We start from the raw sequence: 20548 nt of genomic DNA on the forward strand, positions 1-20548 counted from the left end.
GCCCCCATAGAATCTCCACGGAGGGTGCGCACCGATCGCACAGAATGTGCGACTGGCTCACTCCGCCCCGCCTGGTGGTGCCGAGCGGCCGCGGCTTGCGGCACAGTGGTCCGGTGACGGTTGACGAGCTCACCCGGCCGGTGTCCCGCCGGACCCTGGGCACCGAGACGCTGCTGGTGCTCGGGCTCTCCCTCGGGCAGTCGGCGGTCTACGCGGTGGTGTCGCTGGCCGCCAAGCTGAGCGCCGCGGGCCCGCTGTCGAAGCAGACCGCCTCGCTGAACAACTCCCAGTCGGCCCGGCCGTACCTCGACCTGACGTACCAGTTGGTCGGGATCTTCTTCGCGCTGCTGCCGGTGCTGCTCGCCGTACATCTGCTGGCCCGTGACCCCGGCGACCCGGCGCGGACGCTCGGGCTGGACCTGCGGCGGCCCGGGTCGGACCTGGCCCGCGGCGCCGGCCTGACGGCGCTGATCGGCCTGCCCGGCCTGGCGCTGTTCTGGGCGGCGGCGCAGCTCGGCGTCAACGCCACGCTGGTGCCGGCCGCGCTGCCGCACCTGTGGTGGGCGGTGCCGGTGCTGATCCTCGCCGCCGTCCAGAACGCGGTGCTGGAGGAGGTGATCGTGGTCGGCTACCTGGTCACCCGGCTGCGGCAGCTCCGGTGGCGGTTCGCCGCGGTGATCGCGGCGAGCGCGGTGCTACGCGGCTCCTACCACCTCTACCAGGGCTTCGGCGCCTTCCTCGGCAACGCGGTGATGGGCGTCGTCTTCAGCCTCGTCTTCCTGCGTACCCGCCGGGTGGCGCCGCTGATCGTGGCGCACACCCTGCTGGACGTGGTCGCCTTCGTCGGCTATGCGCTGCTGCCGAAGTCCTGGTTCGGCTGGCTCTGACCCGCGACGGGTCCGACTGCGGCAGCTCGGGCTGTCCCGGGCGGCTGAAGGCCCGACCTGCCGCACCGCGGGACGATCATCGACTCGGCACCCGGGGCCGGCGGTAGGTGGCGATCGCCCGGGCCGCCAGCCGCTCGGCCGCCGCCGCGTCCCCCGCCGCCGCGGCGAGCACCGCCGCCCCCGGCAGCAGCCGCGATGCCAGCCGCAGGCCCAGCCAGCCGCCGGCCTGGGCAGCGAGCGGGGTCGCCAGCCGCCAGGCCGCCTCGGCGGCCCGCGGCCACGGCCGCTCCCCCGGCCCGTCGGCGGCCCGGGCCGCGTCCAGGGCCGCGTCGGCGCTCTCGGCGTCCGGGTGGACCTGGGTGAGCACCAGCAGCTCCGCCGCCCGGTCCGGATGGGCCGGGTCGCGGTCGTACGCCGCCGCCAGGTGCAGCACCAGGTTGGCCTGCGTCCAGAGCACCGCCGCCAGCTCGGCCACCGGTGCGAAGAGCCCGGCCCCCGCCGCGACCGCGCCACCGGTCCCGGCCAGTCGGACGAACCGCCGGGTGGCCAGCCGGGCCAACCCGTCCGCGTCGGCCTCCGGGTACGTGCCGCGCAGCCGCCCGGCCCACTCCCCGGCACGCGGCCCGAGCGCGTCGACCGCCGCCAGGGCCAGCAGCTCCGGCGCGAATGCCGGGTGGTCGACGACGCGCGCGGTGATCGCCCGCCACTCCACCCCGGCGGTACGCCCCGACGCCGGCTCCGCTGCGTCGACCGCCCGTACGGCGACCGTGGCCGGGCCCGGCTGGGTCGGGATCTCGACGGGCGGCGCGGCGGTCGCCTTCTTCGCGGGGGCGGCCTTCTTCGGCGTCGCAGCCCGGGTACCCGCCTGCCGCGGCGCGGCGGCCTTCCCCGCCGGGCCGCGGTCGGTGTGTCCTCCGTCACCGGCTTCGTCGCTGGCCTTCGCCGGGGCCGCCTCGGCACGCTTCCGCGCCGCCGGGCTCGTCTTCTTCCCCGGAACGGCCTTCTTCGCCGGGGTCGCCTTCTTCGCCGGGGCGCGGCGCGTGGGCTTCGGGGCTTCCTCGTCCGTCTCCGACCCCCGCTGGACCGGATCCGGCCCGGTGCCGACCGGTTCCGCCCGTTCGCCGGTCGGGACCGCTCGCGGACCGGCCTCGGTCGCCGTGCCCTCGCGGCCGGGAGTCCGGGCGGCCTCGGTCGCCGTGCCTTCGGCGGCCGGGCTGGCCTCCGTCGCCGTGCCTTCGGCGGCAGGAGTCCGGGGGGCCCCGGTGGCGGGACGAGGCCGGGGCGCGGCGGTCCCGGCGGGGCGAGTGTGACCCTCCTCGGAGGCGTCGCCGGTCGAGTGGCCCGAGGTGCGGGAAACCGCCTGGGTGGGGTCGGGCGGCTGGAAGAGCACGGCCGGTGCGGCCTTGGCCCGCCGCGCCCGGGACTGCGACCCGCTCTCCGCCTCCGGTTGGCGGGCCGGCGGGGCGGGTGGCTCGGGTGTCGGCGGCGCGGCGAAGGTGGGCTTCGGGGAGCGGCTCCGCCGGGCGCCGGTGGCGGGCTCGCGGCGGGGCGGATCGCTCGGCGGCTGCTCCTGCATATCGATGGAGCGTAGACCTGAGCGTGGCCTGGCACACGTCGGAAACGCAGGGGTCTGGGGGCTGTGCGGTAGTCGCTTTGCCCCGGGTGGGTACGGACCTGTATCCTCGGGCGCGGTGGCCTCCGGGCCGCCAGGGAGACTTCGCCTAGTCTGGTCTATGGCGCCGCACTGCTAATGCGGTTGGGGTCTTAAAGCCCCTCCCGGGTTCGAATCCCGGAGTCTCCGCGCAAAAGCCAGGTGTGTAGACTGGCCGAGCAGCAAGCGCCCGTAGCTCAATGGATAGAGCATCTGACTACGGATCAGAAGGTTAGGGGTTCGAGTCCCTTCGGGCGCACAGCAGGTCAAGGGCCGGTTTCCTGTCGAGGGAGACCGGCCCTTGATCGTGTTGACCCCCACGGCTGACCCCTACGCCTACGCGTCGAACAGGAAGCCGAGCCGGTCCACCGCGTCCTGCTGCACCCGCCGGGTGGCCTCCACGTAGATCGACTTGGTGACGGTCGGGGAGCTGTGCCCGAGCACGTCCTGAATCCGTTCGAGCGGCACGCCCTGGTCGTAAAGCAGCGTTGCGCAGGAATGGCGCAGGTCGTGCACCCGAATCCGGCGAACTCCCGCCCGCTCGCACAACTGGTCGAAATGCCGATTCAGATTGCGCGGCTCGATCGGGGTGCCGATCTTCGTCGTGAAGAGAAGGCCATGATCCTGCCAGCGATTACCGGCCGCCTCCCGCTCCGTCCGTTGCAGTGCCCGATGAGCGCCCAGCACCTCGACCAAGCTGGCCGGCAGTGCCACAGTCCGTTCGGAGCCGTCCGTCTTCACCGGCCCGAACCGCAGCTGTCCGCCAGTGCGTTGCAGCGTCTGCCGAATGCGGAGCACGTTGTCGACCAGGTCCACGTCGACCCACCGCAGCGCCAACGCCTCACCGCCGGTGACGAAGCGGCCACCTACGCCACGGCCATCGAGCGGCTCTGGACCGAAGCCGTCACCGGTGAAGACGCCCGCCAACTCATCGTCCGCGCCGTGCAGGATCTCCCGACCTAATACGACAGCCCGGGGTCCGTTTACCGCACCGCATGGCTCACCGATGGGATGGCCGTATGAGGATTCCGCCGTTCGCGTTCAAACTGCTCTACCACATCCGAAGGGTGTACTGGCGGATCGCCAAGCCGACCACCTACGGCGTGAAGGCGCTGATCATGCACCCGGTCGACGCTGACCGAGTGCTCCTCGTCCAACACAGCTACGGCGACCGATCCTTGTGGAGCCTGCCGGGAGGCGGATACAAGCCAGCCCGGGAGACCCCAGAGCAAGCGGCCAGGCGTGAGTGCATCGAGGAACTGGGCGTTGAGTTGGACTCGTTCGCCCTCGTGCTGGAGGAACACCTGACCACCAGCGGGGGCAAACGGGGGCACCTGAAGGTTGTCCGCCTGCACGCGACCTCGGACGAGATCAGCCCAAATGGGGAGATCTCCAAAGCTCGGTGGGCAGGCGTCGACCTTACGGACCTACCTGGCAACCCGGCGGTCTCCAAGTGGGTGTACTCGGCTTTAGAAGCGCATGGACGCCGAGCCGCTGGAAACCGAGACGCGTCTTGAGGATTCAAGAACCGAAGTGTCTAGTCCCACCGCCTGCTTGACGAATCCGTCCCAGCACATGCACGACAGTCGGCCTTGGTTCCTCGGTCGTCCTGGTTACAGTCGGTGACATCTGAGTGCCTGCGGGCGCACTCAAACTCAGGCAGACAACGAACCAATGCCGCCAAGACGCCATGCACGAGGGGAAGGCCGCCCAGCTCGCTGATCCCGACCCATGCGATGTCGTCATGCTCGTCAGGTGCACGGTTGGTCGGAGAGCCAACCCAGTCTCCAATTTGCCAGACGCCCACGTGAACGGCGTCCTCACCACTGCCGGCATGCAAGACGCCCAACCGTGAAGCGGACTCCGCCACAATGTGAACACCGAGCTCCTCGCGCATCTCACGCGCGAGGGCTTGTAGTTCCGACTCGGCCGCTTCGACCTGCCCCCCGGGCAGATCCCAGACGTCTGGGTATACCCGTTTGGTCGGCCTGCGGTGTACTAGCAGGACCGCGCCGTTTTCAACGAGTGCGCCTGTGACGACGACATGCATGACGGGATTAGAGCACGGGGATAGGACAAGCTGGCTCCAGCCAAAGGGGACACCCACACGTCCGGATCTGCCGCGATCCGATCGCTACGGGGCGTGGCAGCCCATCGCCAGCGGTTCGGCCATGCCGCGATGCGCGCCCGTGTCGCGGACCGTGAAGGCTTCCGCGGCGCCCTTTGAGGATCATGTCGGGCATCAGGTGGGACGTGAGCGTCAAGCATGTCCCGTGACGGGACAATTCAAGAACCGAAGACGTTGCCGAATTGCCCTCTTAAGGATCAAGGCGCGGCGCGAGCGCCGCGCGCCGCGCACGTCCTTGCGGGCGGCGCGGGGCGCCGTCCTCAGATCACACGACACGGCACCACGGCATGTACCGGTGGAACCCCTCACCCGATGCCAGGGAGTGTGCGCCGAGCCACCGTCGGCGTCCAGGGGCAGCAAGATCTTTTCGGCCGCCACCTCACCCGTCCACCGGACCGTTCCACTCGCGCAAGGACTCCCGGAGCCTAAAACATCTTTGCCGCTGATCCCTGGACCCCGCCGCCGTCTCGACTGGTATCGGCATCTATCGGGTGAGGGCGAGGAATGGCGAGCCCTGCCTTGTCGCAGCGAACAGCTCGACCTTGCTCCGGGGCATGCTGCCACTCCCTCAGACAAGCAGCAAAGGAATCGCGCTCAACGCCTCGTCTCGTACCTGGTCAGGACCACGCCGCCGGGAAACGTCCGCGTCTCCACCAGGTTCAGGTTCACCCAGCTGTCCAGCGCGGTGAAGAACGGTGTGCCGCCGCCCACCAGCACCGGATGGGTGACGATCTCGTACTCGTCGACCAGCCCGGCCCGCATGGCCGCCCCAGCGAGCGTTGCGCCACCGACCCTCATCGGCTCGCCGTCGTCGGCCTTGAGTCGGGTGATCTCCGCTACAGCGTCGCCGGTGACCAGGCGGGTGTTCCAGTCGACCGTGTCGATCGTCGAGGAGAACACCACCTTCGGCGTGTCCCGCCAGTTCCGCGCGAACTCGATCTGCGCCGGGGTGGCGTCGGGCTGCTGGTCGCCGGTCGGCCAGTGGGAACTCATCGCCTCCCACAGCTTGCGCCCGTACATCAACAGCCCGATCGCCAACTCCTGGTCGAGCCACCACTGAAACAGCTCGTCGCTCGGCCCGCTCCAGCCGAGGTCGTCGCCGGGCGCGGCGATGTAGCCGTCCAGGGTCAGGTTCATGCCGTAGATCAGTTTCCGCACGGTGCCATGCCTTTCTGTCAGTCGGTTCTCGGGAGTCTAGATCGGCTCGGCGCAGGAAAATGATCAATGTGCGATCTGAGTTCGGTGGTAGTCATTCGTGCTCGGTGCGCGCAGCGTCGCCCACTCGGCCGACCAGGGCAACCCGCCCAATCTCAACCCCGCCCGCGCACAGCAAGCAGCGCACCCGCTCCACACGCGAACAGACTGCTCAGCCCGGTAGATGCCGTGCAATTAACGTGCAATTAGATGAGGCCAACGACGGTTACTCGGCGGGCCGAGACAGACCACCGATCGTGCTCGGGCGGGCCGGCTCCTGGTCCTCGCTCAATGCTTCCAAGCCGGTTATGCGGCAGCTTGCCGGCTGACCCCAGTCTGACCCCAACAGGTCCACACGAACCGCCATCGGGCTGTGACCAGCAGAAATGCAGGGTCACGGCCTTGATTCGTTCTGCTGTTCGGGACGAGCCTTCCCGGATTTTGGAACGTGGTGCTCCGATGGTGCTCCTACGTTCGAAGCCCCTGACGGGCGCCACGTGTCGCGGTGTTCCGCTGCATGGGTGCACCGCGCTCGGTCTCTGGGTGGACAGGCGCACCCACCCTCAGGCAGCGCGCCATCTGGTCGTGTCGTTGGACGCCCCGGTAAGGGCCGAGCTGCGCGAGGCGGGGAGCTGACGCGACGCTTGATCTAGCCGGCTTCGCCCTCAAGCTCCCTGCGGCGCTTCTCTGCCCAGGCCCGGATGCCGGCCGTCGCCCATACCCGCCCCACGGTCAGGTGCGCGATCGGCTCAGGGAAGTCGGGACGGTCAGCGAGCGTGTTCGCTCGCTGTCTGGACACACCGAGGAAGGCCGCTATCTCGGCCATGGCCATAACGTCTCCGGTCATCGGTGCCGACCATCCGGCCGGGGCTGTTTACGACACGTCACCGGGTCGGAGGCGAGCGTGGGCGTACCGCTCGGATCGATCGGCGAGCAACCGCCGCAGGACCTCCGTCCCGATTCCTTCCCCGCGGCGCAGCGGTTGGACGATCCACTCCATGTCTGCGAGCTTGGCGGCGCCCACGACCGCGCGCGGCGGGTCCATATCTGGGCGGGACCACCACCGGGCTGCCGGCATCGTCCATCCGTATGCCGCTCCCACCAGCTTGCCGCCATCTTCTGCCGTTGTGCCGGTCAGCGCGGCGACGTCATGGCGCGGTGGCGTCGGCGGCCCGCTTGAGGGCCTGGCGCAGGGGTCTGATCGGCGGCACACCTGACACGCCGGCGTCGTCGCGGTAGAGCCGGCATGCCATCGCCGGACGGTGGTGGGGTTCGGCGAACGGATCCTGGCCGTCGATGAGGACGCTGGGTGAGCCGAGGAAGCCGAGCTGCTCGGCCTCGGTCTGGCCGGTTACCACCCGGATGGTGAATCGCACCGTCGACAGGCCCACCTCATCGAGCGCTCGGCGCAGCACCACGGCGGCTGGTGCTTCGTTCGGGCAGTCCTCGACCACCAGCAGCTGTACCTCCACCCCGCCCATCGTGCCCGGCTGCGGACGGGTCGGCCAGTACCTTCACCCGACGACTGCTACCCGACCCACCAGATGAGCGGGTAGCGCAGCCTGGAAAGTTGGCGCCCTAGTTACGCTACGAACGCCTCCGACAGACAGCTACCGCATTGTCATAGGCGTCTGTCAGTCTCACATCTAGTCGAGCCAGATCACGATGCCGGTTAGGTCGTTGAGCACGGCCGCGACACCAGCCCGGACGGCGCGCCCGGCACGCTCGGGGGTGAAGGTGGCGGGATCGTACGTCGAAGACATGCCCAGTCCCTCGCCCCGGAACGACGCACCGGTCCAGTCGGCGGCGGTGACGTTCGCCGTGGGCTCGGCCAGCTCAGCGCCGACCACGAGGAACTGCTGATCTAGGTGGTTGGCAGTGACCAGGGCCAAGGGGTCGACGAGGTCATTGCCGGCGCCGATGATGAGGTCGGGCGCCAGATCGATGGCCCTGCTGATGCTCGGAATGAGCTGGTCGGGCTCTTTGGCGGTGACGGTCTTGAGGCTGACGTGCTCCTCCTCGGCCCACGCCGTCACGGCGCTCACCAGCGTCTTGGTCTGGGGGTCTTCCCCTGCGGTGAGCAGTACCACCCGGTAGCCCTTCGACGGATGGACCCCGTTCCACGAGCCGGGCTGCGGCGTGATCGTCGCCTCCGGGGCGGGCGGTGCGGCCGGATCGACGAACCCCGGGCCGAGGGTGCCGACGGCGGCGGGCTTTGCGTGCGGCCGGGACCAGTCGTCGCCGGAGCTGCATCCGCTGATCAATACGGCGGCCGCGACTGCCGCGGCCAGCGTGCCGGCGGGCCGAAGTCGGGAGCGCATGGAGATCGTCCTCCGGGTGGCGGGAAATGCGCCTACTTCCTACCCCATTGCCTGCAGGTTTGGGGGCCAGGGGCGATCTCGTCGGGCTTGGTTCGTCACTGATTTGCGCGCGAGCCGCCGCTCATTCATCTGAGCCGGGCAGATTTCGCTCGCCAACCGAACGGAGCTACATGTCGCACGCCGCTCGACGTCGTGCCTGTGCCATTGCCCTCGCCGTCACAGCGATGGCCGTGGCCGTCCTGATGAGTGCCGTGCCCGCTCTTGCCCACGGGTTCACCTCGACCGCGTACGTCAACCTCACCTCGCCCGAGACCGGGCACGTCCGCACCGAACTCCGGCTGGAGTACGACCTACTCGTCGTCTCCGCTGCCGACTACGAGAAGGATGACCGGCTCTTCCAAGCGGGCAACGCGGCGTTCGAGGCCGGCGACGCGGCCGAGCAGGCCGCCGCGCTCAACGCCCACGCCGACTCGGTCATCGCGTACGTGACCGAGCGGTTCGGCGTCACGGCCGAGGGCGAGGCGTGCACCCCGGTACAGAAGGGCGCCTTCACGATCGAGGAACGCGAGAGCGTCCCGTACACGCTGCTGGTTCTCGACTACCGCTGCCCGGAGTCCGCTGGAGCGCACGAGGTGCGCAGCGGGCTGTTTCCGGACTCCGAGGGCTACGTGCGCGACACCAAGACGATCGTCACCTACGACCTCGACCTGAACTCCGGAAGCGCCGCCCTCGACGCCCAGCATCGGTCGTTCTCCACGCAACAGTCCTGGGCCGAGCGGTTCTCGGAGTTCTTCCGGCTCGGAGCAGAGCACCTGCTCACCGGGCTCGACCACATCCTGTTCCTGCTGGCGCTCATCGTCGGGTCACGCCGCCTGCACGAGATGGTGCTGGCGGCAACGACCTTCACGCTTGCCCACTCGGTGACCTTCACCCTTGCCGCCCTCGGCCTCGTGCAGGTGCCTGCGTCGTTCGTCGAGCCGGTCATCGCCCTCTCGATCGCGGTCGTCGCGGCCTGGCATCTGTGGCGGACCTGGCGACGCCGATCGCACGCCACCGATCTCGAGACGATCGGTCACCGCCACCTCAGCCTGGATGCCGCCGGCTGGACGCGGCTCGCAGTGGTCTTCTGCTTCGGCCTCGTGCACGGACTCGGCTTCGCCGCGGCACTGGGAATCGACCAGGCCTGGTCGTGGACACTGCTGTGGTCGCTGCTCGTCTTCAACGTGGGCATCGAGGCCGTGCAGCTGGCGATCATTGTGGTCGCCTTCCCGCTGCTCACCCTGCTGCGCCACCGCCAACCGGTCGCGGGGCTGTGGACGACCGGGGCGATCGCAGCGGGTGTGTCCGCCATGGGCCTGGTTTGGTTCGTGCAACGAGTCCTCTGAGACCAGGCCACAAACTTCCGGCAAGGGCAACCAGTCCGCCTGCCCCAAATTCACCTCGGAGACACCCGCTTCCGAAACCTTGAACAGGCTCTTCATCACCTCGTACCCGAACGGACGGAAACAGATGAAGCTGAACAACTGGACACAGGCCCCCGGCCTTGTCCGACGCCGGGTGGCTGCGGGCGCCACTGCGGCAGCCATGGGCGTCACAGCAGTGCTCGGCAGCGGCCTGATGACCGCGGCCCACGCTGCCGACTCCGTGGCGCCCACCGGCATCGTCCTCGGCGTGGGCGCCACCGAGTCGCAGCGCGCCGTGTCGTGGTACTCCTCGGCCGGCACCACTCAGGCGGTCGAGGTCGCACCGACTTCCCATCTCGTCAACGGCCAGTTCCCCGCGGACGCCGTCACCTTCCCGGCCACTGTCGCCGCGAACACCGTCAACGGCGGCTACAACGGTCACGCCACGATCGACGGCCTCCAGGAGAACATTGCGTACTCCTACCGGGTCGGCGCCGAGGGCGGCTGGTCCCCGACGTACTCCTTCAAAACGCAGGACTTCGAGGGCGACTTCGACTTCCTGTTCTTCGGCGACCCGCAGATCGGCTCGTCCGGCAATGTCGCGATGGACGGTGCCGGGTGGTCGGACACCCTGAACGTCGCCCTCGCTGCCAACCCGAACGCCGAACTGCTCGTCTCAGGCGGCGACCAGGTCGAGACCGCCAACACCGAGACGCAGTGGAACGCCTTCCTCGCCCCCGACAAGCTGCGCCAGTACCCGTGGGCAGCCACCATCGGCAACCACGACGTCGGCGGCAAGGCCTACGAACAGCACTTCTGGACTCCGAACACCGACCGTTCCGCGCCGTTCTACAACGGCAGCCCTTCCACCCGGTCGGGCGGTGACTACTGGTACATCTACAAGGACGTCCTGTTCATCGACATCAACAGCAACGCCTACGCCAACGGCGCCGACGAAGCGCACGTCGGCTACATCACCGACGTCGTCAAGGCGCACGGCGCCGACGCCAAGTACACGGTGCTCGTCTACCACCACTCGATCTACTCGCCGGCCGACCACGCGAACGACACCGACAACCAGAAGCGCCGTCAGGACTTCCCGACCGCCTTCTCGAAGCTCGGCGTCGACCTGGTCCTACAGGGCCACGACCACAGCTACTCCCGCAGCTACGCGATCAAGAACGGCCAGAAGGCCCACCCGGACGAGCAGCCCGGTGCCACCCAGGTGGCCGAGGGCCCGGGCGGGGTCATCTACGTGACGGCGAACTCCGCGTCGGGTTCGAAGTACTACGACCTCACCGCTCCGGACCCGACCCAGGACCCGAACTACGGTCCCGACCCGCTGAACCCCAACAGCCACTGGGCCAACTCGGTCGAGAACCAGGAGCACGTCCGTACCTACGTCAAGGTCGAGGTGCTCAAGAACAAGCTCGTCGTCGAGAACATCCGCAGCGGCACCTGCGACGCCCCCAACGCAGCGGTGGAGCTGGGCAAGGTGTCGTGGTGCGGCCCGAACAGCGGCGCCAGCGCTGCTCAACCGGTCGGCTCCACCGTCGACAAGGTGGTCATCCACCCGTACCGCGGCAACGGCTACGACATCACGGCCGACGCATCCACGCCGGCTTCGGCTGAGTCCGGCTGGCTTCAGCAGACGACCGAGGGTGGTGCCGGAACGCTCACGCTCACCGCGCTGAGCTGATCCGGCCCGCTCCACCTGGTGGGGCGGGCACCGTCGGGTGCCCACCCCACCGCACGCATTCCATCCGCCCGCTTCCAGACTGCCCGAGGACCATCAGATGAGCCCGTCCAGACCGCCTACGACCACAGCAGTCGGAGCCCTCGTTCGGGCCACTGCCATGGTGCTGCTAGCCGCGTTCGGCTTCCTCACAGTGGGGGCCGGACCCGCTGCGGCGGAGGACGGCGACGTTCCCTGGGCGGTCAGGACGGCCTCCAACGACTTCGGGTCCGGCCGGCAGAACTACACCTACACCCTCAACCCGGGCGGGCAGCTCAAGGACGGCCTCGTGGTCGTCAACCGCGGCGTCACGCCGCTCGACTTGGCCGTGTACGCCGCCGACGGGTTCACCACCGAGGCAGGCCAGCTCGACCTGGTCACCAAGGACGCGAAGTCGACCCGGGTGGGTGCGTGGGTCCACGCGGACCGACACGACGTGACGGTCCGGCCCGGCGAGTCGGTCGAGGTGCCATTCACGGTTGCTCTTCCGGACAACGCCGCGCCCGGCGACTACATGGGCGGCATCGTCACCTCGCTGACGCAGGCCAGCGAAGCGGGCGAAACTCCTGTGGACCGGCGTCTCGGCATCCGGATCCGTCTGCGCGTAGGTGGTGAGCTCAAGCCGAGCCTGTCGGTAGAGGACCTGCACGTGCGCTACTCGGGCACGCCCAATCCGTTCGGGAAGGGCGACGCCACCGTCACGTACACGATCCACAACACGGGCAACGCGATCCTCACCGCCCGGCAAGCGGTGTCCATATCCGGCCCCTTCGGGCGCTTGGGCGTCCGTGCGGGGCAGATCGACGATTCGCCCCCGCTGCTCCCGGGCGACACCTGGAAGGTCTCCGTGCCGGTACACGAAGTGGCTCCCGCGCTGAGATTGACGGTGACGGTCACCCTCGTACCGCTGCTCACCGACGCGTCGGGCTCGATCGCCCCTCTCGCCATGGTCGAGACCACGACGCACGCCTGGACCATCGCCTGGGCATTGCTTCTGTTTGTGCTCGTCGTCCTTTGCGGGCTCGTCGTCGCGGGTCTGGCTTCCCGGCGCCGCCGTCGTCACGCCAAGCCTCGCGAGGATATTCGCGTCCCAGAGGCTGTCGAGCAGGCGCCGCGCGAGCGGGAGACCTCTCACCAGTAGCCGCGCCACTGCAGGTATCCGTGCCGGCCCCGCGCTTTGAGCTCCTGCCCTCCTCGACATGATGATCGGCGGACGGAGGGAGGTGTCGCGGGTGCCGGGCTCGCCGCCGGCAAGGTCGGCGCGACCAAGATGGACCGCCCCGAGGACGTCGCACCGAACCCGCGCACCGGCAAGGTCTACGCCGCCCTGACCAACAACACCCGCCGCGGCGCCGCCGGACAGCCTGCCGCCGACGAGGTCAACCCGCGCACCAACAATAAGCACGGCCACATCCTGGAGATCACCGAGGACGGCGGGCGACAACGCCGACGGCAACGCCCTCGGCTCCAACGACGGCCTGTTCGCCGTCCCGGTCGAGGGCCTGGAGCGGGGACACGTCAAGCAGTTCCTCACCGTGCCGACGGGCGCCGAGCAGGCGTCCGCACACATCGCACCGGACAACCGCACCGCATTCGTATCCGTTCAGCACCCGGGTGAGATCGACGGCGCGAGCCTCGACAAGCCCGCCTCCACCTGGCCCGACGGCGACTTCGCCCGACCGGCCGTGATCACCGTCTGGCGCCTCGACGGCCGCCAGATCGGCGCCTGACCCGACACCCACCCACGAGAGTGCCCTCCCCGCCAGGGAGGGCACCGCTCGATCGCCTCTGGCGTCGCGCCGATTAAATCGATAATGTCCGTTTTCGTCACAGCCTCAGCGCTTGCGGGCGGAGCGGCTGATAGACAGCGGTCGTCTCCATGGTCATGATGCCGATGGGCCCTGACCCGGGCATCACCCCCGCTGAGGAGAAACAAAATGATCTTCAGGTCGAAGGGATTACGGCGAGCAAGTATGGCCGTGATCCCAATTGTCGCCATCGCGGGCAGCATCGCTGGCGCGACCACGTCCAATGCGGCATCGCCAGGCAATTCGAGCGGCTACACCGACGGCCGCTATATCGTTACGTTCGCCGATGACCCCGTCGGCAACTACGAGGGCTACAACTCCGGCTTCAAGGCCACCAAGCCCAAAGCGGGCGACAAGCTCGACCCCGATTCGTCGGCGGTGAAGGCGTGGCGCGCGCAGCTGACGGGTAAGCACGACGCGGCACTGGCCAAGGTCGGCGCGACCAAGATCTACGACTACACGATCACGAACAACGGCGTCGCCGCCAACCTCACCAAGGCTCAGGCAACCGCCCTCGCGAAGACCCCGGGGATCGTCGGGCTCGAGCGCGACCAGGTGTCGCACCTCGACACCACGGTCTCCCCGGAGTTCCTCGGCCTCAGCGCCGCAGGCGGCGTGTGGTCGCAGGCAGGCGGTCAAGCCAACGCCGGCGCCGGCATCGTCGTCGGCGTCATCGACAGCGGCATCTGGCCCGAGAATCCCTCCTTCGCCAACGAGAAGATCAACCCACGGCCGAAGAACTGGCATGGCGCGTGCGTCGCCGGTGAGAACTTCGCAGTGTCGCTGTGCGGCAACAAGTTGGTCGGCGCGCGGTACTACGTCGAGGGATTCGGCAAAAAGAACATCGCCAACGAGGACTTCCTGTCGCCGCGCGACGGGTCCGGCCACGGTTCGCACACCTCCTCGACGGCCGCCGGCAACGCCGGCGTCACGGTGACCATCGACGGCAAGCAGATCGGCACCGCGTCGGGCATGGCTCCAGCCGCCTCCATCGCGATGTACAAGGTGTGCTGGGAGGGCGCGCCGGGCGTGGCGGCCGGATGCTTCAACTCCGACAGCGTCGCCGCGATCAACGACGCCGTCCTCGACGGTGTCGACGTGCTCAACTTCTCCATCGGTGGCTCGTCCGAGTCGTCGGTGCTCGACTCGGTGGCGCAGGCGTTCCGGGCGGCGTCCAACGTCGGTGTCTTCGTGGCCAACTCGGCCGGCAACAGCGGACCGGGTGCGAGCACCCTGGACCACCCCGCGCCGTGGGTCACCACTGTCGCAGCCGCCACCTTCCGCAAGGCGTACCGAGTGGCTGCGCTCGGCAACGGGGCGCGGTACGTGGGCGCTTCGACCACCCCGGCGCTGACGACACCAGCGCCGCTGATCACCGCACTGAGCGGGAAGCTGGCCGGTGCGAGCGAAAACGACGCCAAGCTCTGCTTCGACGGCACCCTCGACCCGGTCAAGGTGACCGGCAAGGTGGTGGTCTGTGACCGGGGTGTCAACGATCGCATTGACAAGAGCTTCGAGGTCAAGCGCGCAGGCGGCGTCGGTATGGTCATGGTGAACACCAGCCCGAACTCGCTCAACGGCGACTACCACCCGATCCCGTCGGTCCACCTGAACAACGTCGATGGTTCCGCCGTCAAGACCTACGCTGACACGGCGGGCGCGACCGCGAGCATCGTGGACCTGACCCCGGCGGAGCTCGCGGCGGCGCCGGACGTGCCTGATGTCACCGACTTCTCCTCGCGGGGACCGTCGACGACCACGGGTGGCGACATCCTCAAGCCTGACATTGCCGCACCCGGCAACGATGTCGTCGCCGCGGTGGCGCCGCCGAGCAACCACGGCCGGGACTGGGACTTCTACTCGGGCACCTCGATGTCTTCGCCGCATATCGCGGGCATCGGCGCGCTCATGAAGCAGCTGCACCCGGGCTGGCTGCCGTCTGAGATCAAGTCCGCGCTCATGACGTCGGCGATCGACACCAAGACGACGAAGAGCCCGTTCGCCCAGGGCGCCGGATTCGTGAACCCGAATCGTGCGGCCGATCCCGGACTGGTGTACCCGGCGGGTCCGAACGACTACCGCAGCTACATGGTCAGTCTCGGGGTCCATTTCGCGCCGCCGTTCGACACCCTTCCGCCGGTCTCCGGCACGGACCTGAACCAGGCGTCGATCGCGATCGGCGGGCTGGCCGGCGTCCAGAAGGTGACACGCACGGTGAGGAACGTCGGCTCCACGACGGCGACCTACACCGCCACGGCGAGCGTCCCCGGCTTCACCACCGTGGTGTCGCCGTCCAGCTTCACGCTGGCACCGAACGCGACGCGGACCTTCACTGTGACGTTCAGCCGGACCACGGCTCCGCTGGGCGCGTATGCCACCGGCAATTTGACGTGGTCGGACGGAACCCACAGCGCGCGGAGCCCAATCGCGCTGCGGCCCGTGGCTGTGAAGGCGCCGAGCGAGGTGACCGGGGCGATCACGGCCGGGTCGACGACCTTCGCCGTCACGCCCGGCTCCACGGCCCCGGCGCTGGGCACATCTGTCGCCGGGATGGCCGGCGTGACGCCGGTCGCCGACAGTGTCACGGCCGGACCGTTCGACACCAACAACCCGGTTGTGGGTGCCGGCACGAAGGTCTACCACGTGACGGTTCCGAACGACACCAAGGCGGCCCGGTTCGACCTTGTCTCCAACGACAAGACGGCCGACCTCGACCTGTTCGTCTATAAGGCGGGCACGCTCGTGGCCCTGTCGGCCTCCGGCTCGTCGGACGAGCGGGTGACACTGACGGCACCGGCTCCGGGCACGTACGACGTCTACGTCAACGGGTTCGCAACGCCCGGCGGCTCGACCTCGTACGCCCTCAGCAACTGGGTGGTGCCGAACAGCGCCGCGGGCAACCTGAATGTCAGTGACAGCCCGGTTACCGCCGGCGTACCGGTGACGCTGACCGCGACCTGGACGGGTCTCGACCCGGCCAAGCGGTACTTCGGTGTGATCTCCTACGCCGGCGCCACCAACGTCACCTTCATCACGGTGGGCTGACCTCGGCAGGCCCGAAACACGCAGGGGCCCGGCAGCCTCAGCTGCCGGGCCCCTCTCTGCCTGTCGAGCCGTCGGGTCACCTGTGGAGGTGCGGGCCGCCAGTCTGTCCCCATTCCCCGGACAGGTGCCAAGGACTGGCCGTGGCGGTGAGGACGATCGGGTTGATCGCCGGCGCGGCGAGCAGGAACGCCAGCGCCGCGGCCGGGGTGACCCCGCGCCGGATCAACGACCCGGCGATGGGCACCGACCCGCACTCGCAGCCGGGAAGCACCACCCCGGCCACGCCGGCGACCGGCACGGCCAGCGCCGGGTGCCGGGGCAGGGCCCGGGCCCAGAACGAGCGGGGTACGAACACCGCGATGACGGCCGACAGGACCACGCCGAAGGCCAGGAACGGCACCGCCTGCACCATGACCGACACGAACACGGTCAGCCAGGTCTGCAGACGCGGATCCGCCACCAGCGCGCCGACCTGCCGATGCAGCACGCCGAGGAGGATGAGCAGGAAGCACAGCACCTCGGTCGAGCCGACCCGACCTTGTCTGTCGTGGACGGCGGGCTGGTCCTCGGCGCTGGCCGGGATGGTTGGCGTGACAGAGGCTGCTGGATCAGTCGTGCTCAGGGCGGATCACCTTCTCCCGGCCACCGACAGCAGTGCCGATGAAAACGGCGCCACGGCCACGACCGCGCCTTCGTCGGTGACCAGGTTCAGCTCACCGAACAACTGCCGGCCCACCAGTTCACCAACTACAGGTAAGGTCGGTCCTTCGTCGCTGGTCGGCTCGTCGTCACCCTTAGCAAGCTGCGCAAAGGCCGCCGCCAGTGGTCGTCATTGGTGGGCAATGTTCGCCCGCTGACGGCCTGGCGACGGCCTGGCCCCTTTTCGTTAGCGAGACTGCGCGGCGCGGCGGTACGCCAGCAGACCGGCGACGAGGCCGGCGAGGCCGAGCAGGATGCCGATGATGCCGTAGACGGTGGCGTTGCCGGAGTCGTCGTTGGTGGTGTCAGCGGTGTTGGCTACGGCCACGGGGGCAGCGGCGGGCGCGGCAGCGTCCTTCTTCGCCAGCTTCAGCACCGGGGCCGGGTGCTCCGGCTCAGCGCCGCTGCTCGGTTCGTCGATCCAGCGCACCACGTCACCGTCGGAGTAGGTCTGCAGGGCCTTGAACACGACCTGGTCGGTTTCCGGCAGCGGGCCGAGGGAGACGTCGAACTCCTGGAACTGGCCGGGCTTGATCGCCGAGTTGGCGTCAGCGGTCCAGGTGATCTTCGTGACCGACTCGGTGATCTCCCCGTCGTCGCTCTTGATCGGCGTTGCGAGCTTGGACGTCTCGGTCTGCGCGGTCCACCCGGACAGCGGCTTCAGCGACACCGAAGCGATAGGCGAGCCGGTGGGAAGGTTCACCTCGACCTTCGTGGTGTTGGCGTTGTCCTTCTCGTTCGGCACCCGGAAGGTGACCTTGGCGTAGCCGCCCTGCGTCGCCTCCTTCGGGTTGACGGTGACGTGCGCCGACGCCGGGCCAGCCACCGCGACGGTGATGGCGGCGACAGTAGCGGCGATGGTGGCCGCTCGCGCGAGCAGTGACCGGTTCATGTCAGGGCGTCCTCATCATCTCGATCTAAGGGGGCCGGCCGGTCCGGCACGGTCAGCTAGTCGTCCGTCACGCGCGGATAGTTCCCGGCCTCCGCCAAACGGGGGATTCCGCACAGCAGAAGCCGATTTTCGGGAACCCGGAAGGGTGCCCGCCCGACTACCGATCTCGACAACCCACCCCGGCGAGATCGGACGAAACCGTATGACCGCAAACGATCGACCAGGCCGCAGATGCCGGACAAGGCAAGGGGCGACAGCCAACGGCCGCCGGGTGGGCTGCTCTGCTGTTGCGCATCCACTTATACGCCGGCGTCCTGGTCGCGCCGTTCCTGGTGGTGGCAGCGCTGAGCGGCCTCGCCTACACGATCACCCCGCAATTGGACCGGGCGCTGTACGGGGAGCAGCTGGTGGTCGACCGGGTGGGCGACCAGGCTCGTCCCCTGGCGGAGCAGGTCGCCGCGGCCCGGGCCGCGCACTCGGACGGCACCCTCGCCACCGTCGCCCTCGGAGACGGCAACGCCAGGGAGTACGTCGCACCCGAAGCTGGCACGCCGCCACCGGTCTTTGGCTCGCCGTGGGGTTGCTCTTCCACAGCAACCAACCGAGGACGCCCACCCAGCGACAGGGCAAACGTTGCCTGCTGCGGCACTAGCCCAGCTCGCGGGCGCGGTTGCCCGACCCCTCCGGCGCTCTGCCCTTTAGGGCTGGCATGACCAAAGTTCGGAGGTCTGGGGTAGAAGCGGCGTGCGGGTTGGTATGCCTGTGGGGTGGCGGAGCGTGCGAACAACGAGCAGTCTGCGGTGGGCGGCAAGGAGCCGGCGGAGGATGGTGGGACGGCGTCCCAGACATCACTGGCGGGTCGCCGGACGGCGGGCCTGGGACTGCTGCTGGGCGCGTTGGGTGTCGTGTACGGCGATATCGGCACGAGCCCGCTGTACGCGCTGAAGACCGTCTTCACCCTCGACCGCAGCCTGACACCGGACACTCCCGACGTGTTCGGGGTGATCTCGTGGGTCTTCTGGTCGATCATCCTGATCGTGTCGGTCAAGTACGTCATCTTCATCCTGCGGGCCGACAACGAAGGCGAGGGCGGGGTGATGGCCCTGGCCGCCCTCGCCCGAAGGGCGCTGCTCAAGGCCAGCGAAAGGCGCGCCGCCACGGTGCTGGCGCTCGGGGCGCTCGGCGCCGCCCTGTTCTACGGCGACAGCGTGATCACCCCGGCGATCTCGGTGTTGTCGGCGGTCGAAGGGCTGGAGATCATCTCCCCGACGTGGGCGGTGGTAGTCCTGCCGGTGTCGGCGGTCATCCTCACCCTGCTGTTCGCGATCCAGCGATGGGGCACCGGACGAGTCGGGGCGGTGTTCGGGCCGATCATGCTGCTCTGGTTCGCCTGCCTGGCCGTCGCCGGCGCAGCCGAGGTGCTACGTCACCCGAGCGTCCTGGCCGGGCTGTCACCCACGTACGCGGCCCTGTTCGTCGTGCACCACCCGGTCATCGCGTTCATCGCGATGGGCGCCGTGGTACTGGCCATCACCGGCGCCGAAGCGCTCTACGCCGACATGGGCCACTTCGGCCGCGCCCCGATCCGCCGGGCCTGGTTCGCGATCGTGTTTCCCGCGCTGACCCTCAACTACCTCGGCCAGGGCGCGCTGATCCTCCGGGCACCAGACAGCAGGGAAAATCCGTTCTTCCTGCTGCTACCCGGCTGGGCGCAGCTGCCGATGGTCATCCTGGCCACCGTGGCCACCGTGATCGCGTCCCAGTCGGTGATCTCCGGAGCGTTCTCGGTGTCCCGGGAGGCCATGCGGCTCGGCTTCCTGCCGCACCTGCGCATCCGACACACCTCCCGCCGCGCGTACGGGCAGATCTACGCGCCCGGAGTGAACTGGAGCCTGTTCGCGGCAGTCCTGCTAGTGACGTTCGCGTTCGGCTCATCCACGAACCTTGCCGCCGCCTACGGGGTGGCAGTCACCGGCACATTCCTGATCACCACGACCCTGTTCCTCGTCGTCGCGTGGGCCCTGTGGCACTGGCCCACTTGGCGGCTGGTGCTGTTCGGGGTCGTCTTCGGCAGCATCGAGCTGACCTTCTTCACCGCGAACCTGGCCAAGGTCACCCACGGCGGTTGGCTGACGCTGCTCATCGCGATCATCCTGTTCACCGTCCTGCTGACGTGGCGGCGCGGAGCCGAACTCGTCACCGCCCGAAGGACCGAACGGGAAGGACCGCTCCGCGACTTCATCGACACCCTGCACGCCACGAACATCCCCTGGGTGCCGGGCACCGCGGTGTTCCCCCATCCGAACAAGGAGACGACGCCGCTGGCACTGCGTGCGAACGTCGCGCACAACCACGTTCGGCACGACAGAATTGTGATCATTACTGGTCGTACCGCGAACGTCCCGCACATTCCGTGGGATCAGCGCCTGACCATCGACGATCTCGGCGACCCGAATGACGGCATCATCCACATCACCGCCGTCTTCGGCTTTCAGGACCCCACCGACTTCCCCGAGGTCATGCGCCGCGCCGCCACCCACCCCCTCGCCGAAGGGTTCGCCCTCGACGAGGTCTACTACTTCGTCTCGAGGATCACTCTGCGGTGCACCCGTCGCCCCGGTATGGCCATCTGGCGTAAACGCCTGTTCATCGCCCTCGCCCACAACGCCGCCAGTCAAACCGAGTTCCTTCACCTGCCCGAGGAACGCACCGTCGTCCTCAGCGCCGAAATCCCCGTCTGAACCCGCCCCGCTCAGCCGCGCCGAGCAGCCCGACGCGCGGGGTC

15 protein-coding genes, 2 tRNA genes and 2 pseudogenes are annotated in these 20548 nt (G+C 68.8%); 11 read left to right on the top strand and 8 right to left on the bottom strand.

The window, feature by feature from the left end:
- Positions 1-113 precede the first annotated feature (113 nt).
- A complete protein-coding gene (locus GA0070613_RS09940) occupies positions 114-887 on the top strand; it encodes a CPBP family intramembrane glutamic endopeptidase (RefSeq protein ID WP_089015861.1) in 774 nt (257 codons plus the stop codon).
- A gap of 76 nt (positions 888-963) precedes the next feature.
- On the opposite strand, the gene GA0070613_RS33330 is transcribed toward GA0070613_RS09940, so the two are convergent.
- Positions 964-2463 (bottom strand): hypothetical protein, encoded by a 1500-nt coding sequence (locus GA0070613_RS33330; RefSeq protein WP_231929730.1) that lies wholly within the window; start codon positions 2461-2463, stop codon positions 964-966.
- A gap of 134 nt (positions 2464-2597) precedes the next feature.
- Between GA0070613_RS33330 and GA0070613_RS09950 the strand changes: the two genes are divergently transcribed.
- Positions 2598-2688: transfer RNA gene (locus GA0070613_RS09950), tRNA-Ser, on the top strand.
- A gap of 36 nt (positions 2689-2724) precedes the next feature.
- A tRNA-Arg gene (locus tag GA0070613_RS09955) sits at positions 2725-2797 on the top strand.
- A gap of 77 nt (positions 2798-2874) precedes the next feature.
- Here the strand turns inward: GA0070613_RS09955 and GA0070613_RS09960 are convergent.
- Positions 2875-3465, bottom strand: a complete 591-nt coding sequence (locus GA0070613_RS09960) for a site-specific integrase (RefSeq protein ID WP_157746313.1) — start codon at positions 3463-3465, stop codon at positions 2875-2877.
- Positions 3466-3557: 92 nt separating this feature from the next.
- On the opposite strand from GA0070613_RS09960, the gene GA0070613_RS09965 reads away from it, so the two are divergent.
- A complete protein-coding gene (locus tag GA0070613_RS09965; RefSeq protein ID WP_197699064.1) occupies positions 3558-4055 on the top strand; it encodes an NUDIX domain-containing protein in 498 nt (165 codons plus the stop codon).
- Positions 4056-4075: 20 nt separating this feature from the next.
- Here GA0070613_RS09965 and GA0070613_RS09970 read toward each other — a convergent pair whose 3' ends face one another.
- The 4 genes from GA0070613_RS09970 to GA0070613_RS09990 all read right to left on the bottom strand — a co-directional run bounded on the left by GA0070613_RS09970 (position 4076) and on the right by GA0070613_RS09990 (position 8181).
- On the bottom strand, positions 4076-4588 hold the full coding sequence (locus GA0070613_RS09970) for an NUDIX domain-containing protein (protein ID WP_089012032.1): 513 nt from the start codon (positions 4586-4588) through the stop codon (positions 4076-4078).
- A gap of 672 nt (positions 4589-5260) precedes the next feature.
- Positions 5261-5824 (bottom strand): dihydrofolate reductase family protein, encoded by a 564-nt coding sequence (locus GA0070613_RS09975; protein ID WP_089012033.1) that lies wholly within the window; start codon positions 5822-5824, stop codon positions 5261-5263.
- 1184 nt (positions 5825-7008) lie between these two features.
- Complete coding sequence (locus GA0070613_RS09985) at positions 7009-7332, bottom strand: hypothetical protein (RefSeq protein ID WP_089015863.1); 324 nt, start codon at positions 7330-7332, stop codon at positions 7009-7011.
- 174 nt (positions 7333-7506) lie between these two features.
- Positions 7507-8181 (bottom strand): type 1 periplasmic-binding domain-containing protein, encoded by a 675-nt coding sequence (locus GA0070613_RS09990; protein ID WP_089012035.1) that lies wholly within the window; start codon positions 8179-8181, stop codon positions 7507-7509.
- A gap of 59 nt (positions 8182-8240) precedes the next feature.
- Between GA0070613_RS09990 and GA0070613_RS09995 the strand changes: the two genes are divergently transcribed.
- From GA0070613_RS09995 to GA0070613_RS10015, 5 genes and pseudogenes are all read left to right on the top strand, one after another.
- Positions 8241-9566, top strand: coding sequence for a HupE/UreJ family protein (locus GA0070613_RS09995; protein ID WP_231929732.1), 1326 nt, complete (start codon positions 8241-8243; stop codon positions 9564-9566).
- A gap of 199 nt (positions 9567-9765) precedes the next feature.
- Positions 9766-11283: a purple acid phosphatase family protein gene (locus tag GA0070613_RS10000; protein ID WP_231929733.1), complete on the top strand. Its 1518-nt coding sequence runs from the start codon at positions 9766-9768 to the stop codon at positions 11281-11283.
- Positions 11284-11440: 157 nt separating this feature from the next.
- The gene (locus GA0070613_RS10005; protein WP_089012037.1) at positions 11441-12460 is read left to right on the top strand and encodes a WxL protein peptidoglycan domain-containing protein; all 1020 of its coding nucleotides are present in this window, start codon (positions 11441-11443) and stop codon (positions 12458-12460) included.
- 99 nt (positions 12461-12559) lie between these two features.
- Positions 12560-13049: pseudogene (locus tag GA0070613_RS10010) on the top strand (PhoX family protein); the annotation flags it as partial.
- Positions 13050-13292: 243 nt separating this feature from the next.
- Positions 13293-16172, top strand: coding sequence for a S8 family serine peptidase (locus tag GA0070613_RS10015; RefSeq protein WP_172875780.1), 2880 nt, complete (start codon positions 13293-13295; stop codon positions 16170-16172).
- A gap of 136 nt (positions 16173-16308) precedes the next feature.
- On the opposite strand, the pseudogene GA0070613_RS10020 reads toward GA0070613_RS10015, so the two are convergent.
- Both GA0070613_RS10020 and GA0070613_RS10025 read right to left on the bottom strand, forming a co-directional pair.
- Positions 16309-16755, bottom strand: a pseudogene (locus tag GA0070613_RS10020) (permease); the annotation flags it as partial.
- A gap of 303 nt (positions 16756-17058) precedes the next feature.
- On the bottom strand, positions 17059-17763 hold the full coding sequence (locus GA0070613_RS10025; protein ID WP_089012039.1) for a YcnI family copper-binding membrane protein: 705 nt from the start codon (positions 17761-17763) through the stop codon (positions 17059-17061).
- A gap of 335 nt (positions 17764-18098) precedes the next feature.
- Between GA0070613_RS10025 and GA0070613_RS10030 the strand changes: the two genes are divergently transcribed.
- A complete protein-coding gene (locus tag GA0070613_RS10030; RefSeq protein WP_231929812.1) occupies positions 18099-18476 on the top strand; it encodes a hypothetical protein in 378 nt (125 codons plus the stop codon).
- Between the two features lie 54 nt (positions 18477-18530).
- Positions 18531-20504: a potassium transporter Kup gene (locus GA0070613_RS10035; protein ID WP_231929734.1), complete on the top strand. Its 1974-nt coding sequence runs from the start codon at positions 18531-18533 to the stop codon at positions 20502-20504.
- Positions 20505-20548 lie beyond the last annotated feature (44 nt).

Source organism: Micromonospora inositola, assembly GCF_900090285.1.
Classification (GTDB): Bacteria; Actinomycetota; Actinomycetes; order Mycobacteriales; family Micromonosporaceae; genus Micromonospora; species Micromonospora inositola.

Excerpts from the sequence above, each read along its gene's own strand:
- GA0070613_RS33330 (WP_231929730.1), bottom strand. The coding sequence starts at position 2,463 with ATGCAGGAGCAGCCGCCGAGCGATCCGCCCCGCCGCGAGCCCGCCACC.
- GA0070613_RS09965 (WP_197699064.1), top strand. The coding sequence starts at position 3,558 with ATGAGGATTCCGCCGTTCGCGTTCAAACTGCTCTACCACATCCGAAGG.
- GA0070613_RS09970 (WP_089012032.1), bottom strand. The coding sequence starts at position 4,588 with ATGCATGTCGTCGTCACAGGCGCACTCGTTGAAAACGGCGCGGTCCTG.
- GA0070613_RS09990 (WP_089012035.1), bottom strand. The coding sequence starts at position 8,181 with ATGCGCTCCCGACTTCGGCCCGCCGGCACGCTGGCCGCGGCAGTCGCG.
- GA0070613_RS10000 (WP_231929733.1), top strand. The coding sequence starts at position 9,766 with ATGGGCGTCACAGCAGTGCTCGGCAGCGGCCTGATGACCGCGGCCCAC.
- GA0070613_RS10005 (WP_089012037.1), top strand. The coding sequence starts at position 11,441 with ATGGTGCTGCTAGCCGCGTTCGGCTTCCTCACAGTGGGGGCCGGACCC.
- GA0070613_RS10015 (WP_172875780.1), top strand. The coding sequence starts at position 13,293 with ATGGCCGTGATCCCAATTGTCGCCATCGCGGGCAGCATCGCTGGCGCG.
- GA0070613_RS10025 (WP_089012039.1), bottom strand. The coding sequence starts at position 17,763 with ATGAACCGGTCACTGCTCGCGCGAGCGGCCACCATCGCCGCTACTGTC.